This window comes from Arthrobacter rhizophilus, from assembly GCF_026241105.1.
Classification (GTDB): domain Bacteria; phylum Actinomycetota; class Actinomycetes; order Actinomycetales; family Micrococcaceae; genus Arthrobacter.
The window spans coordinates 21,024-41,594 of record NZ_JAPFFT010000019.1 but is presented as its reverse complement, the minus strand read 5'-3'; the positions used below and the strand labels follow the sequence as shown (position 1 = coordinate 41,594).

Annotated in this window: 16 protein-coding genes and 3 pseudogenes; 5 read left to right on the top strand and 14 right to left on the bottom strand. The window is 62.7% G+C overall.

Going from position 1 to position 20,571, the window contains the following annotated elements:
- Positions 1–4 precede the first annotated feature (4 nt).
- The 7 genes from OOZ51_RS15645 to OOZ51_RS15615 all read right to left on the bottom strand — a co-directional run bounded on the left by OOZ51_RS15645 (position 5) and on the right by OOZ51_RS15615 (position 7,427).
- Positions 5–643, bottom strand: coding sequence for a histidine phosphatase family protein (locus tag OOZ51_RS15645; RefSeq protein WP_265980708.1), 639 nt, complete (start codon positions 641–643; stop codon positions 5–7).
- Positions 640–2,124 carry an FGGY-family carbohydrate kinase gene (locus OOZ51_RS15640; RefSeq protein WP_265980707.1) on the bottom strand — a complete coding sequence of 495 codons (1,485 nt, stop codon included), beginning with the start codon at positions 2,122–2,124 and terminating at the stop codon, positions 640–642. The genes OOZ51_RS15645 and OOZ51_RS15640 overlap by 4 nt, the downstream gene beginning before the upstream one ends.
- A complete protein-coding gene (locus tag OOZ51_RS15635) occupies positions 2,121–3,725 on the bottom strand; it encodes an FGGY-family carbohydrate kinase (RefSeq protein WP_265980706.1) in 1,605 nt (534 codons plus the stop codon). Before OOZ51_RS15635 ends, OOZ51_RS15640 begins: the two co-directional genes overlap by 4 nt.
- Positions 3,726–3,857: 132 nt before the next feature.
- Entirely contained in the window at positions 3,858–5,168 is a 1,311-nt protein-coding gene (locus OOZ51_RS15630) for an MFS transporter (protein WP_265980705.1), read from the bottom strand.
- Between the two features lie 377 nt (positions 5,169–5,545).
- Positions 5,546–5,929 carry a hypothetical protein gene (locus OOZ51_RS15625; RefSeq protein WP_265980704.1) on the bottom strand — a complete coding sequence of 128 codons (384 nt, stop codon included), beginning with the start codon at positions 5,927–5,929 and terminating at the stop codon, positions 5,546–5,548.
- A 131-nt stretch (positions 5,930–6,060) separates the two neighbouring features.
- On the bottom strand, positions 6,061–6,240 hold the full coding sequence (locus OOZ51_RS15620) for a DUF4192 family protein (protein ID WP_265980750.1): 180 nt from the start codon (positions 6,238–6,240) through the stop codon (positions 6,061–6,063).
- A gap of 596 nt (positions 6,241–6,836) precedes the next feature.
- A complete protein-coding gene (locus OOZ51_RS15615; protein WP_265980703.1) occupies positions 6,837–7,427 on the bottom strand; it encodes a TetR/AcrR family transcriptional regulator in 591 nt (196 codons plus the stop codon).
- Positions 7,428–7,499: 72 nt separating this feature from the next.
- Here OOZ51_RS15615 and OOZ51_RS15610 point away from each other — a divergent pair, with 72 nt between their 5' ends.
- Positions 7,500–8,297, top strand: a complete 798-nt coding sequence (locus OOZ51_RS15610; protein ID WP_265980702.1) for an SDR family NAD(P)-dependent oxidoreductase — start codon at positions 7,500–7,502, stop codon at positions 8,295–8,297.
- Between the two features lie 352 nt (positions 8,298–8,649).
- On the opposite strand, the gene OOZ51_RS15605 is transcribed toward OOZ51_RS15610, so the two are convergent.
- The 6 genes and pseudogenes from OOZ51_RS15605 to OOZ51_RS15580 all read right to left on the bottom strand — a co-directional run bounded on the left by OOZ51_RS15605 (position 8,650) and on the right by OOZ51_RS15580 (position 14,112).
- A complete protein-coding gene (locus tag OOZ51_RS15605; protein WP_265980701.1) occupies positions 8,650–9,252 on the bottom strand; it encodes a TetR/AcrR family transcriptional regulator in 603 nt (200 codons plus the stop codon).
- An 81-nt stretch (positions 9,253–9,333) separates the two neighbouring features.
- Positions 9,334–10,140, bottom strand: coding sequence for a strictosidine synthase (locus tag OOZ51_RS15600; protein ID WP_265980700.1), 807 nt, complete (start codon positions 10,138–10,140; stop codon positions 9,334–9,336).
- Between the two features lie 28 nt (positions 10,141–10,168).
- The gene (locus OOZ51_RS15595; RefSeq protein ID WP_265980699.1) at positions 10,169–11,035 is read right to left on the bottom strand and encodes an alpha/beta fold hydrolase; all 867 of its coding nucleotides are present in this window, start codon (positions 11,033–11,035) and stop codon (positions 10,169–10,171) included.
- 48 nt (positions 11,036–11,083) lie between these two features.
- A pseudogene (locus OOZ51_RS15590) lies at positions 11,084–12,081 on the bottom strand (NADP-dependent oxidoreductase).
- A 187-nt stretch (positions 12,082–12,268) separates the two neighbouring features.
- Positions 12,269–12,980: pseudogene (locus OOZ51_RS15585) on the bottom strand (SDR family oxidoreductase).
- A 56-nt stretch (positions 12,981–13,036) separates the two neighbouring features.
- A pseudogene (locus OOZ51_RS15580) lies at positions 13,037–14,112 on the bottom strand (alkene reductase).
- A gap of 707 nt (positions 14,113–14,819) precedes the next feature.
- Here OOZ51_RS15580 and OOZ51_RS15575 point away from each other — a divergent pair.
- From OOZ51_RS15575 to ppsA, 3 genes are all read left to right on the top strand, one after another.
- Positions 14,820–15,128: a type II toxin-antitoxin system death-on-curing family toxin gene (locus OOZ51_RS15575; RefSeq protein WP_265980698.1), complete on the top strand. Its 309-nt coding sequence runs from the start codon at positions 14,820–14,822 to the stop codon at positions 15,126–15,128.
- Positions 15,129–15,921: 793 nt separating this feature from the next.
- Positions 15,922–16,740 carry a pyruvate, water dikinase regulatory protein gene (locus OOZ51_RS15570; RefSeq protein WP_265980697.1) on the top strand — a complete coding sequence of 273 codons (819 nt, stop codon included), beginning with the start codon at positions 15,922–15,924 and terminating at the stop codon, positions 16,738–16,740.
- Positions 16,741–16,889: 149 nt separating this feature from the next.
- Complete coding sequence (ppsA, locus tag OOZ51_RS15565) at positions 16,890–19,283, top strand: phosphoenolpyruvate synthase (protein ID WP_265980696.1); 2,394 nt, start codon at positions 16,890–16,892, stop codon at positions 19,281–19,283.
- A 21-nt stretch (positions 19,284–19,304) separates the two neighbouring features.
- On the opposite strand, the gene OOZ51_RS15560 is transcribed toward ppsA, so the two are convergent.
- Entirely contained in the window at positions 19,305–20,255 is a 951-nt protein-coding gene (locus tag OOZ51_RS15560; protein ID WP_265980695.1) for an allophanate hydrolase-related protein, read from the bottom strand.
- 9 nt (positions 20,256–20,264) lie between these two features.
- Here OOZ51_RS15560 and OOZ51_RS15555 point away from each other — a divergent pair, with 9 nt between their 5' ends.
- Positions 20,265–20,477: a response regulator transcription factor gene (locus OOZ51_RS15555; RefSeq protein ID WP_265980694.1), complete on the top strand. Its 213-nt coding sequence runs from the start codon at positions 20,265–20,267 to the stop codon at positions 20,475–20,477.
- Positions 20,478–20,571 lie beyond the last annotated feature (94 nt).

Sequence of the window (20,571 nt, the reverse complement as noted above, 5' to 3'; positions counted from 1 at the left end):
TGGATCAGGTCTGGGGCTGGGAGGCCGGCACGATGCTGGCCGCGACGGGGGTGTTGAACTCGAGCACGGAAACGTAGCCGTCCCTGACGCTGACTTCAGTGAGAGAGCAGTTCCGGATGGCGGGGAAGACCCTCCGGTATTCGCGCAGCGGTATGCCGATCAGCTGGCACAGGGCGAGCCGGATCGCCGTGGTGTGAGCAACGACCAGCACCCGCTTATCGGGATGCTGCTTGGTGATGTCCTGAAGGCAGTCCACGAAGCGGTCAGCGGCTTCGAAGGGGTCCTCTCCGCCGGGCAGGTGGTGCTTCGCCGGATCAGACCGGAAATGCTCCAGGGCCTTCGGGAAACGCTGTTCCATCTCCGCGGTTGTCAGGCCTTCGCCTTCACCAAAATCCAGTTCGCGCAGGCGCGGATCCACCTGCACGGGAAGGCCGGTGGCCTTCGCGCTGGCCTCGGCCGTTGCCTGGGCGCGGCTCAGAGTGGAAGCGTAGATCGCGGAGAGCCCTGCCGTTTGCGCCCAGTTGGCCAGCTGGGCCGCCTGAACATGGCCCCGGGGTGTCAGATCGATGTCGCTGATTCCGGCGTAGCGGTTTTCGGCGTGCCAGACGGTCTCACCGTGGCGGCACAGGATGATGTTGGTCATGCGTTGGTCCTTTTGATGGCGTGTTCGGCAGCGGTCGAGTCCAGCCAGCCGCGTTGTTCCAGTTCGGTGATGAGGCGGATGTAGGAGTCGTCGAACCGGCCGGCTATCTCCGGGCGTGGCTCTATGACCTGACGTACCTTGACCATTTCTGCTGCGACGTCGGCGGTTTCCCGGTCCGGGGAAGCAGCGAGGACAGCCATGCCCAGGGCGGGTTCTGCATTTTGGGGGAGTGTCACCGGGCGGCCGAGGACGTCGGCACGCAGCTGGTTCCAGTAGGGGCTTTTGGTGGCGCCGCCGGTAAGTACGAGGCTGCCGTCGGTGGGGGCACCCAGGAGGTCTAGATAGTCAAAGCAGAGCCGTTCGATGAACGCTACTCCCTGCAGGGCTGCTGCGTAGCGGTCGCCCTCATCTTCGGATGTTCCAAGAGTGAAGCCCCGGGCCTGTGGTGCCGCGAAAGGGAACCTTTCCCCTGATGACACCAGGGGATAGGTCAGGACGGGCGCGGGTTCCCGTGTTTTTGCCAGGGCCTCCAGGATGCCCAGGTCCTGTCCGGCGAAGTCACGGGAAATCACACCGGCTCCGGTGCTGGAGGCGCCTCCCGGCAGCCAGTCACCGTCAGGGCTTTTATGGGAGTAAACGACGCCGAGAGGGTCCTGGATCAGGTTTCGGGTGACGCCTTTGAGGATCAGGGTGGTGCCCAGCACGGAATTCCAGCTGCCGACGGTCAGGGCGCCGGAGCCCAGCTGTGCTGCACAGCCATCGGTTGCCCCCGAGATGACGGGCGTGCCTGCCGGGATGCCGGTGGCGCGGGAAGCGTCGGCGGATACGGTCCCGATTCGGGTGCCTGAGCGGACGAGACCCGGAAGCATTTGGCGAGGAACTCCCAACGCGTCCAACACGTCTTCAGGCCATTTCTCGTCAACCAGGTGTGCGCCTGTCTTGAGGGCGCTGCTCAGGTCCGTGGGGACCGGATGGCCGGTGAGGCGCTCATTGATGAAGTCTGACTGGTGCAGCATGCGGGTCCCGGCAGTCGGGGTTCCCGGGTCGTGGAGGAGCCAGAGCAGCTTGGGAAGTGCCCAGGGAGTCTGCATCCGCTGGTAGCCCAGCTCGTTCCAGACATGGGAACCTGCCTGGTTCACACGGTCGGTTTCCCCGCTGGCACGGCCGTCGTCATACATGAGTCCGGGTGTGGCGGGGTGGCCCCGGGCATCGGCAAGGAGGATCGTTCCCGAGGTGGCGTCCACGGCGACGCCGAGGACGTTGCGGTGCCCGAGGCCGTGAAGTGCCTCTGAGGCTGCTGCTGATACGGCTTCCCACCATTGCTCCGGGTCCTGCTCGTGCCGGCGTCCGTCGCGGCGGCTGGTGAGCTTTTGGGTGCCGGAGCCGAGGACGTCGCCGCTGGCGTTGACTGCCAGGGCGCGCACGCTCTGCGTTCCAAGATCCAGGCCCACCCAGATGCCGTCGTGGTTCGTTGCTGTCATGATGTGCCTTCCAGCGTGGACCGGTACTTCCCGGGAGCGGTCAGATCGTCGGATCCTGCGGAATAGTGCTCCGGGACGATGACCGGCAGCGGGTTGGTGGTACTTGTCTGCGGGCTGCGGCCCCGCATGGCCGCTAGGCGCGGCCAGGTCTCGCTCGTCGTGGCTCTGAGAGACAGGAAGTCCTCGTACAGCTCCGCGTATTGAGCGGCCCTCCCTGGATCCGGGGTGAAAGTATCCCGGATCCTGACGTACCAGGAGCAGACGTCTTCGACGCGGGCGGCTCCGCCGGTGGCGACAAGCCCGACAAGGAAAGCTCCCTTGGCGCCCACTTCCGTGTCAGTGGACCGGAGCACCGGGACGCCGGTGATGTCGGCGATGAGCTGAAGCCAGATGGGGTTGGCTGCCCCGCCCCCGCAGACCCGGAGTTCGGTTGGTGTGACTCCTGAGGTGCTGAGGCAGTCGCGGATGACCAAAGTCAGACCTTCCATCACGGCACGTGCGATATGTTCGCGTTTGTGATCGAAGGAAAGGCCCAGGAAGGACCCGCGTGCCTGCGCGTTGAGAAAAGGCGCGCGTTCCCCGGCTGGTGACAGATACGGTATGAACGCGAGACCGCCGGCCCCCGCGGGGCACGTATCGGCAAGTTCGGCCAGCTCCGTGGGGTTATCCAGGTCCAATAGCTGACACGCCCATTGGATGACTTCACCCCCGGCAAGAGTGGGAAAGGCATTGAGGTATTTCCCGGGAAGGCCCAGTGCAACAGTCAGCCCGGCTGATTTTCCTGCCGTGCTCACGGTCTCGGCGACAATTTCCGTGCATAAGGTCGTGCCAAGGATGCTGCAGGCCTGACCGGCTTCTACAGCCCCGACTCCTATTGCCGTGGAGGCGATGTCGTACGAGGACATGACGATCGGGAGGCCGGCCGGCAAGCCCATCTCCAGTGCTGCGTGCTGTGTCAGTGCGGCAACCCGGCGGTCGTCGCCCCGCAGCTCCGGCAACAAGGACCGGGCCCACTCCATGTCGTAGAGCTTCAGCAGCTCGGGGGAGTACTGGCGGGTGCGGATGTCCATGAACGGGGCAGCGCCGTCTGATTCATCGATGGCGAACTGTCCGGTCATACGGGCAAAGAGCCAGCCTCCGCAGGTGAGGGACACGTGTGAGCGCTCGAGCCTTTCGGGGTCGTTCTGCTGCAGCCAGGTGAGTATGGCGTTCGGCAGTCCGGGGAAAGTCTGGGATCCGTTGATTTGGAAGGCTTGTTTGAGCAGTCCCTGGCGTGACCATTCCTCCACGATGGCGGCGGCGCGTCCGTCGTTCCACAGGATCGCGGGGCCTGTTGGTTCCACTGCCGCGTCAACGAGCCAGCATCCGTCCCCTTGGGCGGTAATCGCCAGGAAATCGATGTCCGATTTCAGTTGACGCTGGACGCTGCGGACGCTGAACACGACGGCATCCCAGACGGCGAGCATGTCCTGCTCGGCCCAGCCCGGCTGCGGGCGGCTGACGGAGGTCGCTTGGCGGACGACCACGATTTCGGTGCCTTCTTCGTCGTAGCCGACGGCCTTGATCATTGTGGTGCCGGCATCAACAGCGATGACCGCCATGGCTTAGGCCTTTCTTTTGTTGGAAGCTTGCCCGTTGCGGGTGCTTTGGTGTTTGAGGGCTCCTGCCGGCGGCTGCCGGAACGGATGCGCCGGCAGGGAGCCCTCTCGTAGCCACTTCAGGTGTAACGGAAACTACTGGGCGCTGCTAGGTGCAGCAATGTCGCGGGAGGCGGCGGGGAGCTTGAGCTGCCAGGTCAGGACGGCGCTGAGCAGGTAGAGCCCTGCGAAGATCCACATGACACCGCCAACCCCGACCAGGGAAAGGAACAGTGTCACGATCAGCGGGCCAAGGAACACGGAGAGGCCGGCGCCAAAGTTCAGCGCGGACATGGCCGCGCCTTTGTGTTCCGGTGCCAGTGAAGGCATCAGGGCTGATAGCGGCACGAACCCGGCCAGGGTGGCGCCATAGGCGGCACCAACAGCCATCGCCGCGATCAGGTTCGCGCCGGCGGCCAGGGGTACGTAGTAGAACGCCAGAGTCGTCACGGCGCATCCGACGCCGCCAAAAAGCGCTATCGTCTGCCGCCAGCCAAACTTGTCGCCGACGATTCCGAAGATCAGGTTGAAGAAGATATTGGTGAGGAACACCACGCTGAGGATCTGAAGCCACTCGGTAAGTTCAAACCCGATTTCCTTGGTGAAAAAGACGGGGAGGAACACAAGGAAACCGAACTGCGAGGCTGTGTTGATGGAACGGACAGCCGCACCCATGCCAATTCTCGGGTTACGCCAGAGCATGGTCAGGCTTGACGCCAATGTCGCTACCGGCTTCTCACCCAAGGGGGCCAAGCGTGAAAAGCCTGTGCGTTCCCGGACCGTGGTGAGGACGACAAGGCCGCCGACAACGACAAGCCCCAAGGCGATCCATAGCGTGTTGAAAGCGCCCACGGCCGGGATGGTTGCGCTTGCCAGAAGCGAGCCGAGGGTCGGCAGGCCTCCGGTGAATGCAAACCAGAACCATCCCACGGCGGAGCCCAGCCGGTGTGACGGAGTGCAGGCCGCGATCCACACGAGGAAGCCGTAAGCAAAAAGCGGATACCCCAGCCCTCGAAGTCCGTAGCTGACAAGCAGCAGCGTTAAATCCATGGACGGGAGCGCAACTGCAAGAACGACAATCTGGAATGCCACCCAAAGGAGGAGTCCCAGGATCATTACGCGGCGGGGACCCCAGAGATCCGACAGGGCACCCGAGGCCCAGGCGGCAACGCCGGCCGCGACCCCGTACACCGTGAACAGAAGCCCGACCTGCCCCTGTTCCAAACCCCTGTCCAGCAGGAACGTCGAGAGATACCCGGACTCCACTCCGTCGCCGATCATGAAGATGAGCAGCCCGACAAACCCCCAACGCAGCGCATGGGGCATACCGAGCCGGCCTGCCCAACTGCGGGACGGTGCTAACGGCGACACTGTCGAAACAGCGGGGGAAGCGGAAGGTGCGGCCATTGCAATCTCCTGGGTAGCGCAGCACAGAACCGCTTCTTCGCGGAAGGCTTCTGGTGCCGACGGGAAAACAAAGAGTATGTGATCTATATAACGCCATACCTGCTAATTTTGTCAACTTAAATGATAAAGTTCACAATTTTCCTGTTATATCCCGCCATTCCGCCCGCCTAACCGGACTCTGCCTCAGCAACGCCGTCCTACGGTCAACAGCTAGCCGCCCACACGGGGATCCGCCTCTTTGAAGTTTTCCTAGGAAGCACCGCTGGCCATCTACTCACCCAGCCTCGGCACGCCCGGGGCGTCTTGGGGGAAAGTGTGGATGCTGAAAGTGCGATAAAACCCCGCAGGGTGGCTGCGTCGCCGCGCCGGAAAGTTGTCTAGCTTCGTCGGATCATTCGGAGGACCATCCCGATGACCGCGGACTGGCTGCCCGTGAAGTAGTGGTGCTTCGGAACGTCTGTGGCGTCCGCTTCGCGCAAACGGTAGTAGATGTGGCGCTGCGCAGGCGGCAGCTGGGCCTGTCGGGCGAAGTTGGCGCTGGGGATGAAGCACGTCTTCGTCGGGCCGGATCCGATCCACTCGATGAAGGCCTGGCCGCACTCGTTATACCGGGCGCGATCGAGATTTGCGCACTTCGCGAAGCGCCCACTATCGGGATGCCCGAACCGTGAGCCCCGCCCGTGCGCGAAGCCCGGAGGCAGGAGGTCGCGATCCACTATGCCTCGTTCGGGGACCTCGAGCGGCGTGATCCCCTGGGCCATGGCAGCCTAGGCAGGATCCGCCGCATCTCGGCGATGGTTCTCAAAGAGCGAACTCGTCCTGCTCTTGCCGTGAGGCGCCGGACCCTGTGGCCATCGTCGCGGCCGCGACTCTACTGTGTTGCGGTGAAGGGTCAGTCAACATGGCAAGCACTGAGCCGTGCCAGACGATAGGCGGGGTCTGCTTCGAGTGCGAGCTGCACGAATTCGTGGGCCTCGCTTCCTCGGCCTTCCCACCAGTTGATGTACCCGACTGTGGTCAACAATGCTGCGGAGTGTTGGGTGCTGCAGTGCGTGTAGGCATGAAGGAGCAGTTGCTGCGCCCATTCAACCCTGGACCATTGGGGTTTGGCCTCGGTCTGGGCCAGGAGGACCTCGTCTCACCAATTTCCCAAGGCTTCTCGGTGTAGACGGCAAGATGACTGTCGAGGCATTCGCATCGTTCTAAAATGTAGCCAGCGACTGTTTTGGCGTAGGTGAAGTCCCGCAATACGTTCAACACTTACTTTGTCGAATCCCCGCCTGGCTGAGCATGGATGGCTCAAAACTTACAGTTTGTTCCTATCTCTCGTCGCCGCAGCGGCTTCTTTGCAGAGCGGTCTGCATCACGCGCTTGCCCGAAGAGACTTCTACTTCGGCGGTTGTTCCGTCGTATTGCTTGTAAACGATGGTTGGCATTTTTCGGTACTCCTTTATAGATGTGGATAATCCACTACACTCAGTTCGTCGGCCGGTCGGAAGGGATCGGGTTGTGGGATCCCAGACAACCAACGCACTCTGTCCCCCTTATTGATACCACCGCACCCCACCGCTCTCTGAGTGGGCACGTGAACCATCGCAAGGATGTTTCAACAGTCCCGGCGGCGACCAACGTTATCGGCAGAGGGCGCTGCACGCGGGGCATAACCAGTCAGTGTGCGCGGCGGACCGCCTGGACTGCAGCGTCGTAAAGGTGAAAGAGGTCGACCCGCCCGCCTATGCGCGACCATTCCTCGGTGGCTGCTTGCAGGCATGTGATGGCTGCTGCTGCGATCGCTCGCGCCTCGAGCGATCGGTGGTCCGAAAGGGGGAGTCGCTCCTCGATCTGGGGCGCGAGCAGTTCCTGCCAGCGCGACTGCTTTTCCACGTGCCCGGCGCGCAGTGATTCACTGCCAAAGAGGAGGGTGACGATCTCAAGCCTTCTTTCAGAGGTGGTCTCGATCTCTTCAAGCACGCGGAAGGCCGAACTCAGGGACTCCCAGATGTCTTCACCCGGAGGGGAGGAGGCGAAGCGCGCAGCGATCTTCTCCCCCTGTTCTGCCAGTCCGCTGAGCGCAAGGTCCTCTTTGCTCTTGAAATAGTTGAACAGCGTGCGTCTGGAGACGCCGGCGGCGGCGGCCACCTCCTCCACGGTGGTCTCGTCGTAGCCCTTTTCGGCGAACACCGCCATGGCGGTCTGAGCAATGAGAGAGCGGACGACGGCGCGCGTCTGCTGACGAAGGGGAGGAGGTGAAGCTTTCATGCACCTATGGTACATGGCTGCACTTGAGGCAGACTATTGCACTGAGTGCATTATGCTGCATATGATGTATCCATGAATAGAATCGACTACACCACGCAGACCACCATCGTCACCGGAGCAAGCTCCGGCCTCGGAGCCGAATTCGCCAGGCAGTTGGCAAGCCGGGGCTCCGATCTTGTCCTCGTCGCCCGGCGGGCCGACCGTCTCGAGGCGCTTGCCCAGGAGCTCACCCTCGCCCATCAGGTCAAGGTGACCGTCATCGCACGCGATCTCGGTCGACCCGACGCTGGCCGCACCCTTCGTGCAGAGCTCGAAGGGCGGGGGATCCACGCGACGAGTCTGGTCAACAACGCCGGCTTCGGCACCCATGACGAGTTTGGCGATGAAGACCCCGAGCGTCTCCAAAGCATGATCGCTCTGAATGTCAGTTCCCTCGTGGACCTGAGCCGCGCGTACTTCGAGCCCCTGAAGACGGGCCACGGGGTGCTCATCAATGTCGCGAGCTTTCTCGGCCTCCAGCCGACTCCCTATCTCAGTGTGTACGGGGCCACCAAGGCGTTCGTGCTGAGTTTCACTGAGTCCTTGTGGGCGGAGGCCCGCGGTTCCGAACTCGGCGTGCTCGCTGTGTGCCCCGGTGCGATGCAGACAGAGTTTTTCGACGCCGCTGGCAGTCAGTCCGCGGACTACGGCGCCGCCAGGGCGACACCGCAGCATGTCGTGCGGATGGCGCTCGCGACGCTCGACCGTCGCTTCGCGCCGCCGTCGGTGGTGACCAATGGCCGGCTGCTGGCAATCGCCACCAAGTTCCTGCCCCGCCGGATGGTGGTGCAGGCCATGGGCCGGATGGCGCGGCCGGCTGCGCATGTCTAGCGACACCCTCCCCGTTGTTCCCCCACCCCCGCACAACCGTCCGCAGAAGACAACGACTCTCACAGCAGAAGCCACACAACAGATCACCGATGCGCAGCGCTTCCGCGGCACCCTTGCTACCCAGCGCGCCGCCTTCCTCCGGGAAGGAGCACTTTCTCCGGCGCAGCGGCAGAGGGATTTGAGCGCCTTGAAGTCGCGCACCGTGTGCAGGGCCGCGCCCAATATGAGCGTTCAGCCGCAACATTCGATTTAGTGTTTCGGGTTTGTCTCGGCTGTGCCGTTGGCGGAGGTTTGTCTCCTCGACCGCAAACGTAACGAGTGGCTGCCGTCCAGATCGAGTTTGCCGGCCGCGTCAGCGGGGTATGAGCAGGCTGATTTGTGTCCTGATGTCCTGCACCAGTGCTTCAGTTTCCAATCCAGCGTTTACGCTTGCGGCCATGCTGACAAACATGATCGCGGAGACAATGCGCGCCGCCGTCGCGGCGTCACCGGCACCGGCCGGTTCTTCCCTGCCCAGGATGGCGGCGATGGCCTCCTCGGTTTGCGCAACGATGGATAGAGCAGCGCTGTGCTGTGGCTCCGTGGGGTCGCCGAAGACCATTTCCCGCAGGTAGGTACGCCCGTTGTCGACCTGGACGCGGTTGCACTCTACGATCGGCCGCACGATGGCCATCATCGCACCCAGGGCATCCTGGATGGTTTCAGCATCCGCCCGGCCCCGCTCGAGAGCTTCGGCGTAGTGGGCGTTCTGTACCAGGAGGAGGAGCTCTCCCTTGGTTTTGGCGTAGAGAAACAGGGTTCCGGTGCCGATGTCGGCTTTGTCGGCGATCTGCTGGGTGGTGACGTCCTCGACCCCGTATTCGGCGAACAGCTCGCTGGCTGCGGCGGTAATGCGGTCCAGCTTCTGCTGTTTGTTCCGCTCGCGCCGTCCGAGCGGCGGGGACGTGACGGGCATGGGTTCCTCCGGAATTAAACTGACTGGGCTCAATAATGAGTATAACGAACGCGGGGGAACCGGGTCTCTCACGCGGTGCCGCTACTGTTGGTGGTGGGGGAGGATCCGGCCATGCTTGACATACGTCAGTGCTGCTTCGACGTCATAGGCATGGATGGCGGAGGCCACTGGCTTCAGCTGGTGGGACAGATCCTGGACCGCGCTGCTGTCAAAGAAGGTGGCACGGGCTGCAGAGTCGGCAAATCCCAGGATGATTGATGCTTGGAAGCGTTGGTCCGCCGGGTTGTCGTGGGCGACGTTGGGGGTGTCCCACGTCTTCTTGATCCATGGCATGAATGATTGGGTGCGCAGTTCCTTCAGCATCCCAGTGCCGGCCAGGGCAGGAATAAACCTCTTCTTCACGAGCCGCCGGAAGTCGGACGGGCGAACACCGGGGCGGCGGCGGAGGTAAATGATCGCGCGAGCCCCGACAGTCTCTTCCGGGGAGGCGACGTCGTACCAGTGTGAAGTGTTCGGCGGACCGGCGTAGAGAAGGGTGCGGCGGAATACGTTGACCTCGTCCTTATAGGCCAAGGCGGTCTGCTTGCGCCCCTTGAGCGGCGAAAGCGCGGATTGGAAGGTGACTTCCGCTATGCCGTCGATCTTCCGGTCCGCGGGGATGGTGGTCTCCACCCCTGTGGTTGCGGGCCATAGGCCGGGGTTGTGTTCGGCGAGGTGGATCTGCCGGTACTCCTCCAGCCCTGGTGTGGCGGCGATGATGCCGGAGTGCGGGCCTTTCCAGTAGTCCATGCCCGTTTGGCGGGACTGGCCGCTGCGCACCCATAGCAGGACCGAGGACGTGAAATGTTTTTCCAGGTGCGGTCCGGTGGTTGGTGGTGAGGTGCCCATTGATGCCTTCTTGTCGCGAGCGCGGTGGTCAGGGGGCAAGGAATTCGACGACGGCGGGTGCGAACCGGGGGTGGTGCTGGAAGATACCGCCGTGGCCGGAGTCGGGGTAGATGATCAGTTCGGATCCCTTGATGCGCCGGTGCAGGTCTTCGGAGAGCACGGAGGGCACCATGCGGTCGTTGTCGCCGTTGGCGATAAGAGTGGGGTGCGTGAGCGTGGACAGGTCCGACGGGGCCGAGCGGCCGAACGCCTGGATTGCCTTCAGCTGCATTCGGAATGCGCGGGTGCTGATTGGCTTGTCACGGTCGATGGCGCGCTCCTGAAGGCGTTTGATGAAGGCTTTCGCGGCGGGTTTGCCGGTGGTGTTGCGGTTGAAGAACAGGAATTCCTTGGGGTCGGACCGGGTCAGGGTTGCCCGGAGGATGTCCCGGTAGGTGGTGCCGACGACCTTGTCGATGTCCTTGCCGCCGCGCGGGCCGGTTCCGGTCAGGACGAGCTTGCGGACAAGGTCTGGATGCTTGAGGGCCAGGTCCTGGGCGATCATGCCGCCCAGTGAGAAGGCGAACACATCTATCTTGTCGAAACCGAGGGCCTTGATGAAGGTGTAGGCGTCGTCGGCCATTGCCTCGATGTTGTCGGGAACCCGTCCGGTGGAGGCGCCGACGCCGGGCTGGTCGAAGGTGATGACGTGGCGGTTCTTGGCAATGGGGTCGATGATACGGGGGTCCCAGTTATCAAGGGTGGCTGCCAGGTGCACGAAGAACACGACGGGGATGCCGCCCTTGGGCCCCAGCTCGCGGTAGGCGTAGCTGACGCCTCCGGCGGTGATGGTGCTGGCAGGTGCCTTCGCGTACGAGGTGATTACTGGGTCGTTTGGGGCGTCGGTGTTGTCCATGACGGTTGTTCTCCTGGATTCTCGGCGTGGATAGTGGCTGGCGGCGGGTCAGCTGGTGACGGTGAGCACTGCTTTGCCCCGGAAGCCCCCTGCGGCCAGGGATTGCAGTGCCTCTGGAGCCTGGCCGAAGGTGAAGACCTTCCCTACGATGGGGCGCAGCACGCCGGCGTCAACGAGGGCGCTGATCTGACGTAGTTGGTCGCCGCTGGCTCGCATGAAGAGAAACTCATAGCTGACGCCGAGCTTCCTGGCTTGCCGCCGGATCTTGCTGCTGAGCCCGGTGATCGCCAGGCGCAGTATGGGGTTGAGGCCTGCTTTGCGGGCGAATGCCGGATCGGGAGGGCCGGCGATCCCAATCGCCATCCCGCCGGGCTTGAGGATGCGCAGTGATTTCTGCAGGTTTTGCCCTCCGAGGCTGTCCAGTACCAGATCGTATCCGCTCAGGAGCTGCCCGAAGTCCTGGGTGCGGTAGTCGATGACGATGTCAGCGCCGAGGTCCCGCACGAACCCGGCGTTGGAGCTGCTGGCGGTGGTTGCAACGGTCGCGCCGAGATGCTTGGCCAGCTGGATGGCGATGGAACCGACTCCGCCTGCGCCGGCATGAATGAGAACCTTCTGCCCTGGCTGCACATTGCCCAGCTCGACGAGGGCCTGCCATGCGGTAAGAGCCACAGCGGCAGCGAACCGGCCTCCTCCATACTGGCCGAGACGGGCTTGAGCGCAAGGTCTTCCTCCGCGACGGCAATACGTTCAGCAAATGTGCCGATACGGTCCTCGTTGGGACGGGCGTAGACCTCATCACCGGGCTTGAACCCCTTCACCGTTTCCCCGACGCGCAGCACGGTGCCGGCGACGTCGTTCCCCAGGACCAACTGGAGCTTGTAGGGAAGGATCTGTTTGAACTCACCCAGGCGGATCTTCTCGTCCAGCTGGTTCAGGCCGGCAGCATGCACCTGCACGAGCACGTCCCGGTCGCCGACGGTGGGTTCAGCAACCTCGGCTTCGCGCAGCGGTTCCTTGTACTTGTTGATCACGAATGCCCGCATGCCGCGATGCTCCTTCTGGGTGGATGTTCTTGTAGTTGGCGCCGGTGGCGACGGTAACTTCGCCGTGGGGCGACGTCTGGTTAAAGTGACTACAATCAATTATGAGTATACTCAGTTAATTGTCAAGCGGTAATGGAAAGCGCCGTGGTGATGAGTTGGATTCATCACCACGGCGCTTCTGCTGTTTCTAGGACTTGCTGGGCGCCAGTTGGGGGTAGAGCGCTTCGATGGGGGCGCTGAGTCCGGCTTTGAGCTGGACGGATGTCTCGTCGGCGAGGACCTCGTACTCGCCGGCTTCGACGGCATCCAATACCGTGGTGACCAGATCGGCCGGGTCCATCTTGGGGTCGGTGGCGTTCGCTGCCATTGCCGTGTCGACGTAGCCGACGTGGACGCCCACCACGTGTACCCCTTCCGGAGCGAGCTCCAGGCGCAATGAGTTGGTGGCCGACCAGAGGGCGGCCTTGGTGGCGGTGTAGATGCCGCCGACGGCGTACCAGCTCATGGCGGAGTGGATGTCGATGATTGCGGATTTGGCCTTCGCGGACAGGATCGGTGCGAAGGCGCGGGCGAGGAATAGTGGGCCGAAAAGTTCGTCTCAACATTGGTCCGGATTTCGGCGTCGGTGTGGGTGAGGATGCCCGGGGTTGCCACGGAGGCTCCGGCGTTGTTGATCAGCACCGTGACGTCCCCGGCGGCTGCGACTGCTGCCCTGATGGAGTCCGGGTCGGTGACGTCGAGGGTAAGGGGGACGATGCGCTCGTCCTCCCAGGTGCGGGGGTGCGGGCGGTGGCGTAGACCTTGCTGGCGCCGCGTGCGAGGGCGCCGTGGACGAAGTGGGTTCCGATGCCGCCGTTTGCGCCGGTGACGAGGACGACTGCTCCATTGAGTGAGTGCATTTCACGAACTTTCTTGTGTTGATTTCCATCCGCGCCGGTCGGCCTGGATGGGGGGATCAGGCGTGGGCAAGGGCCGGGTAGTCGGTGTACCCGGCTGCCCCGCCGCCGTAGAGAGTGCTGGGATCCACCTCGTTCAGGGGTGCGTTTGAGCGCAGGCGCTCAACGACGTCGGGGTTGGCCAGTGCGAAACGGCCCAGTGGGGCGACGTCCGCCAGGCCGGACTCGACGTCGTCGGCAATCTGTTCGCGGGTTCGCCCGTAGCGGACCACGAGCACCGCCGTCGGCCATATGTCCCTGAGGGAGCGGAGCAGTTCGTCGTCGCCCATGTGGTGAAGGTGCAGGTACGCCAGGTTCAGTTTCGCGAGCTCGCCGACCAGGTGCCGGTACTGAGCGCGCACGCTCCCGGTGTCGCCCTCGTCGATTCCACCCAACGGCATGGCGGGGGAGAGGCGGATACCCACCCGGTCCGCGCCGATTTCCTCGGCCAGAGCCTGGGCGAGTTCGATCACGAACCTCGACCGGTTTTCCATTGATCCGCCGTATGCGTCGGTGCGATGGTTGGCATTGGGGGAAAGGAACTGGTGCAGCAGGTAGCCGTTTGCGCCATGGATTTCGACTCCGTCGGCGCCGGCCGCGATGGCAGAAGCTGCCGCGAGGCGGAAGTCAGCCACGGTGGCCTGGATATCCTCCGCACGCAGCTGACGTGGCGTCGGAGCTTTTTGCGGTCCGGAAGGCGTGAATATTTCCTGGTCGGCGGAGATCGCCGAGGGTGCCACGGGCTGACGGTGGTGAGGAGTGTTGTCCGGGTGGGACATGCGGCCCGCATGCATCAGCTGGATGAACACCGCCCCGCCCCGGGCGTGCACTGTTTCGGTGACGCTTCGCCAGCCCTCGACATGCTCGGGGGTGTAGATCCCCGGCGTGTTGCATAGCCCTGTCCGTCTGCCGACGGCTGCGTGCCCTCGGTAATGATCAATCCCAATGAGGAGCGCTGCCCGTAGTACTCGGCCGCCAAGTCGCCCGGCGTACCATCCGGGTTGGAACGGCTTCGGGTCATCGGTGCCAGCGCCAGCCGATGGGTTAGGTCAAGGCGGCCAAGAGTCAGTGGTTGCCACAGTGAAGAAAGGGTCATCGGTTAGTCCTGTTGCGTTCGATGTTTCAGAGCATCACCGCCATCCAGCCGATGTTCGGCTGCCGTGGACGCTAAGACCTACTGCTGCGGCCGCGGGCTAGTGATTACACTCATAACTGAGTGCACTCAGACAATATTCCGATGAGAATCAGGAAGGCAAAAAACGAACGGTCAGAAGGCTCTGCTCTGTCCGCCTTGAATGTCGAGGGTCCAAAGCCCGCTTGGGGCCCCAGTGGGCGCTGCCTACCGAGGACGAAGTCCGTCACAGCTGGCCCGCGGCGGCGGACCTGGCTTCAGGCTGGGGCTCTGCGGGCGGCGAAGAAACTGCCGGAGAACTACCTGTACGCCAGGATGAGCAGTCGCAAGACTTGCGAACAATGAGATCGGTGGTGAGGAGCACGAACCCGCCGCCCGGCTCTTCCGGTGACAGGGCCGCCGCAAGAACCCCTCTCTGCGAAAGGTACAACCGGGACAAGCCTTGTCCAACCTCACAGCGTGCTCCGGAGGCCACCTTGTGTAGTTCAGGGAGGCGGACCGATTGAACTCCCCGGAGGCAACTTGTTGGACGTCGGGATTTCCGGCGGCACGACCGAACAAGATGAAATCGCTCTCGCTCTTACCTTGAATCGATGGCGCGGACGTGCTGTCCCCATTCATACACCGGCTTAGTAGGTCCGGGCACGGTAAACAGGAAGTGCCGGTTCCAGATGGGCGACGTCGGCCTGCTCGCTTTGGCCTTGGTGCGTCCCGCGACGGCGGTCATGGGCACCGAAGCCTATCCCCAGCTGGCCATGAAGGCGGCGGCGCTGCTCGCGTCCCTGGCCGGGTTTCATCCTCTCATCGACGGCAATAAGCGCACCGCTTGGACGCTGATGGTCCTGCTGCTCTGGATCAACGGTTACCGGCACGACTTCGACGCTGAAGAGGGCATCGACCTGGTTGTCGGCGTGGCCGCCGGCCGCATCGATTTGCAGCGCAGCGCCATCCTGATCGAGAAACACCTGATTCGACGGTAGATGCTGCGAGTGGGTCCCAAAGCTGACGGCTCGGGGTTCTTTGACGTGCGGTTGGCGGGGGAGCCTGCAGGGGGAGAATTGGGGTGTGTACAACGTACACACTTTCGGCTTCGGACTGGGCCGTACATCGGCCGGACTGGCTCGTACTGCCTATGTTTTCTGGAGTTCCCAGTGTTTCCAAGGCCCGGAATGCGGTTCGAGTCCCACCTCGGGCACAACATTCCCCCTCGTCAGAGGGGGTTTTTGCTTTAACGTGTGTACAAAGCTTGTGGGGGCGTCCCTCTGACGCTAGGGGTGCGGCTGGTGCCTGGCGGCCGCGGTGGCCTATGAAGGTGTGTGGGTAGCGGGTTCAGATTCCTGGCTGGTGGGCCCTCCGCTTGCCGGGATGTGGGTTGTTCGGGTCTCCCATCGGTGATGGTGTGGCGGCCTGGCTGGCCGCTTACCTATTCATGGGCGGGGGCTGTCTTGATGACATGACATGTACGAACTTTTCTTAGTTTTTCTGGATTCACCCTTCAATTGTTGGCCTGAGGCCCCGGTCTCGTGTCTGAATTTGTCCGACCAAAGATGGCGTGTACCGCGTGCACACTTAAGTCTGCTTTTTATTTCTGCTGCAAGGGCGGCGCTGCGGCCTTCCTGATGACTATGTGTTCATCGACCCTGCAGGGCTCTACCACCTGACTTTGGAGCAAAGCCAAGCTGACTGCGGCCGGGCGCCCGGATGAGTGGGTCTCGACGCCTCTGCCATGCTGAGGGCCCGCACGGGACGTCACCTTGGTGCAAGAATGCGTTCATGAGCAATGACGATCTCAGGCCTGTCTATTTTCTTTCCGACAGCACAGGCATCACCGCGGAAACACTCGGCAACACACTGTTGACCCAGTTCCCCGCGAACAATTTTGACCGCATCACAGTCCCCTTCATCACGACCGTTGAGCAGGCCAGGACCGTGGCCGGTACCATCGACGGGCTCGCCGATGCTGGCCTGCGTCCGATCGTCTTTTCGACTGCGGTCAGCAGCGATATTCGCCATGTCTTGGCGACGTGCAAGGGAATCATCGTCGACCTTATCGGGGCTCACCTCGGACAGTTGGAGGACGCGCTCGGTTCGTTGGCCAGCGGCGAACCCGGCAGGGCCCACGGCTTGGGCAACGCGGAGCGGTATCAATCCCGGATGGCCGCGGTGGAGTACGCCATGGAACACGACGATGGGCAGAGCCTCCGGGCGTTGGAAAAGGCCCAAGTTATTCTGGTTGCGCCGTCGCGTTGCGGTAAGACCCCGACCACCATGTACTTGGCTCTTCAGCACGGCATATTCGCGGCGAACTTCCCGCTGGTGGACGAAGACTTTGAACGTGAGGGGCTCCCCAAGCCTCTTCGGCCATTCGTTGAGAAGTGTTTCGGCCTCTCGTCCAACCCGCTGCGTCTAAGTCAGATCCGCACCGAACGGCGTCGCGGTTCAGCGTACGCTTCACTCCGGCAGTGCGGCTTCGAGTTGCGCAGCGCCGAGCAACTGTACGTATCCCACAGAATCCCATACCTGAATTCCGCGACGGTGTCCGTGGAGGAAATGGCCGCTACCATCCTTCAGCGAATGAATCTGAAACATTAGAAAAGCGTGTACAACCCTTATGTGTCACGGCCCACATCTGGTGGAAACTACACTGGCAACCTGCCATGGTGTAGGGAAATGTACCCTCCAGCCATCCGTGCGGGCTGGGTGCCGCCGCCCATGCCATCAACTGCAAAGGAGCAGTAACTATGACGAATGACATCCTGTGGTTTTCCGAACTCGGGCTCAAGGACCTGGACCGGGTGGGCGGAAAGAACGCCTCGCTCGGTGAGATGGTTCAGAACCTGACCTCAGCCGGGGTCCAGGTCCCGGACGGATTCGCCACGACCGCGGATGCGTACCGCAATTTCTTGGCTGATTCCGGCCTGGACCAGAAGATCGCCGACCGGCTGGTCGGCTTGGACACCGACGACGTGACAGCCCTTGCCTCTGCCGGACAGGACATCCGGTCCATGATGCGTGAGACGCCGTTCCTGCCGGACTTTGAGGCGCAGATCCGGGACTCCTACCAGAAGCTGGTGGACAAGCACGGCGGTTCCACGGACCTCTCCTGGGCCGTCCGTTCCAGCGCCACCGCGGAAGACCTTCCGGATGCATCGTTCGCCGGCCAGCAGGAAACCTTCCTGAACATTCGTGGCATCGAGAACATCCTGCTCGCGATCAAGGACGTGTTCGCGTCCCTCTACAACGACCGGGCCATCGCCTACCGCGTTCACCACAAGTTCGAACATGCCGACGTGGCACTGTCGGCTGGCGTTCAGCGCATGGTGCGCTCGGACATTGGCGCCTCCGGCGTCATGTTCACCATGGACACCGAATCCGGTTTCCAGGACGCCGTCTTCGTCACATCTTCCTACGGTCTGGGCGAGGCCGTCGTCCAGGGTGCCGTTAATCCGGATGAGTTCTACGTTTACAAACCCGCGCTGCAGGCTGGCCGACCTGCGGTTCTCAAACGCGGTCTGGGGGAGAAAGCCCTCCAAATGACCTACACGGACTCTTCTGAAGTCGGCCGCACTGTTGACTTCGTACCGGTGGAAGCCGAGTTGCGGAACCGCTTCAGTCTCAGCGATCACGACGTCGAGCAGCTTGCCCGGCACGCCGTCGCCATCGAAAACCACTACGGTCGCCCCATGGACATCGAATGGGGAAAAGACGGGATTGATGGTGGTCTTTACATCCTTCAGGCACGCCCGGAAACCGTGCAGTCCCGGCGTGCTTCGGGGAGCCTGAGCCGTTTCCGGCTCAACGGCGACGGTCGCGTGCTGGTTGAGGGCCGCGCCATCGGCCAGCGCATCGGCGCCGGCCGTGTCCGCATCCTTACCGCGATCGAAGAAATGGCATCCTTCAACACCGGAGACGTCCTTGTCGCCGACATGACCGACCCGGACTGGGAACCGATCATGAAGCGTGCCTCGGCCATCGTGACCAACCGCGGCGGGCGCACGTGCCACGCCGCCATCATCGCTCGTGAACTCGGCATACCCGCCGTCGTCGGTACCGGGTATGCCACAGATGCACTCAGCAACGGCCTCGAGGTGACGGTTTCCTGTGCTGATGGTGAGACCGGCGTGATCTACGAAGGGCTCCTGGATTTCAGCGTTGAGGAAACGGAAATCACCCAGCTGCCTGAAGCGCCGGTGAAGGTCATGATGAATGTCGGCACCCCGGAACAGGCGTTCACCTTCGCGCAGCTGCCCAACCACGGGGTAGGGCTTGCCCGCCTGGAATTCATCATCAACCGGCAGATTGGCATCCACCCCAAGGCGTTGCTGAACCTCGTCGACCAGCCTGCCGACATCGCCGCGGAGATCCGGGAGCGGATCTCCGCATACGATGGCCCCCGCGACTACTACATCAAGCGCCTGGCAGAGGGTGTCTCCACCATCGCGGCGGCCTTCGCACCTGAACCCGTCATTGTCCGGATGTCCGACTTCAAGTCCAACGAATACGCTAACTTGATTGGCGGACCCGCTTACGAACCACACGAAGAGAACCCGATGATCGGGTTCCGCGGCGCCTCACGATACTTGGAGCCTTCCTTCCGGGACTGTTTCGATCTCGAGTGCGAGGCTTTGTCCTTTGTCCGCAACGAAATGGGGCTCACGAACGTCAAGTTGATGATCCCCTTCGTGCGCACCCTGGACGAGGCCAAAGGCGTCATTGAGCTCCTGGCCGAAAACGGCCTCAAACGCGGCGACAACGGCCTCGAGGTCATCATGATGTGCGAGGTTCCGTCCAACGCCCTGCTCGCCGACGAATTCCTTGACTACTTCGATGGATTCTCGATCGGTTCCAATGACATGACGCAGCTGGCCTTGGGCCTGGACCGGGACTCGGCGATCGTTTCCGGAGGCTTTGATGAACGAAATCCAGCTGTAAAGAAACTACTGAGCATGGCGATCAAAGCTTGCCAGGCCCGCGGCAAATACGTCGGCATTTGCGGCCAAGGTCCCAGCGATCACGCGGACTTTGCCGAATGGCTGGTAGAAGAAGGCATTCATTCCGTCTCCCTGAACCCCGACACCGTCGTTGATACCTGGCTGCGACTCGCCGGAAGTACGCCGCAGGCTGTCGCTTCCTGATGGACCACGGCACCAGCGCAGTTAGCGGGAAAAGTAGCTGCGCTGGTGCAGTTGGTGGAGCGTTTGGGGGCTCGCTCCGAGTCGAACCATGCTATTTTTGGCCTCTTTGCAAGCCGGTGATGAGGGCCTGTCCGACTTCCCGCCAGACCCGGGGTCCACTTTTGGCCACCGGTCTGACCGACTCGACATGTTGGTCAAAAGCTCGCAGGGCCATAATCCAGTCGCGGTATTCCGTGATGTCCCCCCGCTGGCCGCGGCCTCGGCGTCACAAGCGAAGCCCACTGCCTTGCTGCCGTCGCTCAGCGTGATGGACCCCAGCAGCATGGGCTCGGGAAGGTTAGAGAGGAAAGACCCCAAAGCCGCCTCGGATAGGAGCCACCGCTCCCCGACAAGCTCCGCTCCCCGCTTGGACCTGACAAAGTCCGGGCTTCGGGGGAGTCGTGTCAAGTGCGACCATTCTGCACAGGGTGCCGTGGTCACCGGTCCATCCCAGAAGGCTCCGCGGCGTTCAAGGTCGGCCACCAACGGCTGCCCCTTGCGGTGCGCGCCGCCGACGACCAAGGGCAAGACGGCGGCTCCCGCAGTAACCGGCCAAGGAACCTTGGGCGCGGATGACTTGGTTCCGGCCGCCCCGGCGGGGAACAGTTCCGGATATTCCGGAGTGATCTGGATCCTTCGCGCGATGTCCACCGCAACGCCGTCCTCGAAGGTCCTTGCCACGACCGTCAGGCCGAATTGGGAAGTGCCCTGGTCATCGGTCACGTTTCCCGTGGGGACGGCGACGGCACTGAGGTCGAAGAGGTTGCAGAAGTTCGTGTAAGTTCCCATGCGGGAGTTGACCCCGACTGGATCTGCGGCGACGTCGGCCAATGTGGGATGGAAAGGCGCCGTGGGAACGATGAGCCCGTCGAAGCCCTCCAGCCGCCGCATCGCCTCCCGCCTTAGTTCCTCAAGGGAGGCTGTGTCGGCCACAACAGGCACGTGCCTGAAGATGCGTCCCGTTCCGAGGCGTACTCACTGACGGCGAGGGAGCACGAGATCCTCCAGCTTCTCGGCAGGGGTCTCACGGGCGTCGCCACAGGTCACCTGCTCGGCATTGGCCCAAGGACGGTCGCCAAGCACCTCGAACACACATACGCCAAGCTCGGGTGCACCAACCGGATCGACCCTCTGCGGCGCTTGAGGGCCGAGTGAGGCGAACCGGTTTCCCGGGTCCGGGCCATGAGATCGGCTCTTCTGTGTTTGACAGGATGCAAGCCCATTCCGACTCCCTGGGGCTTAGAATCTC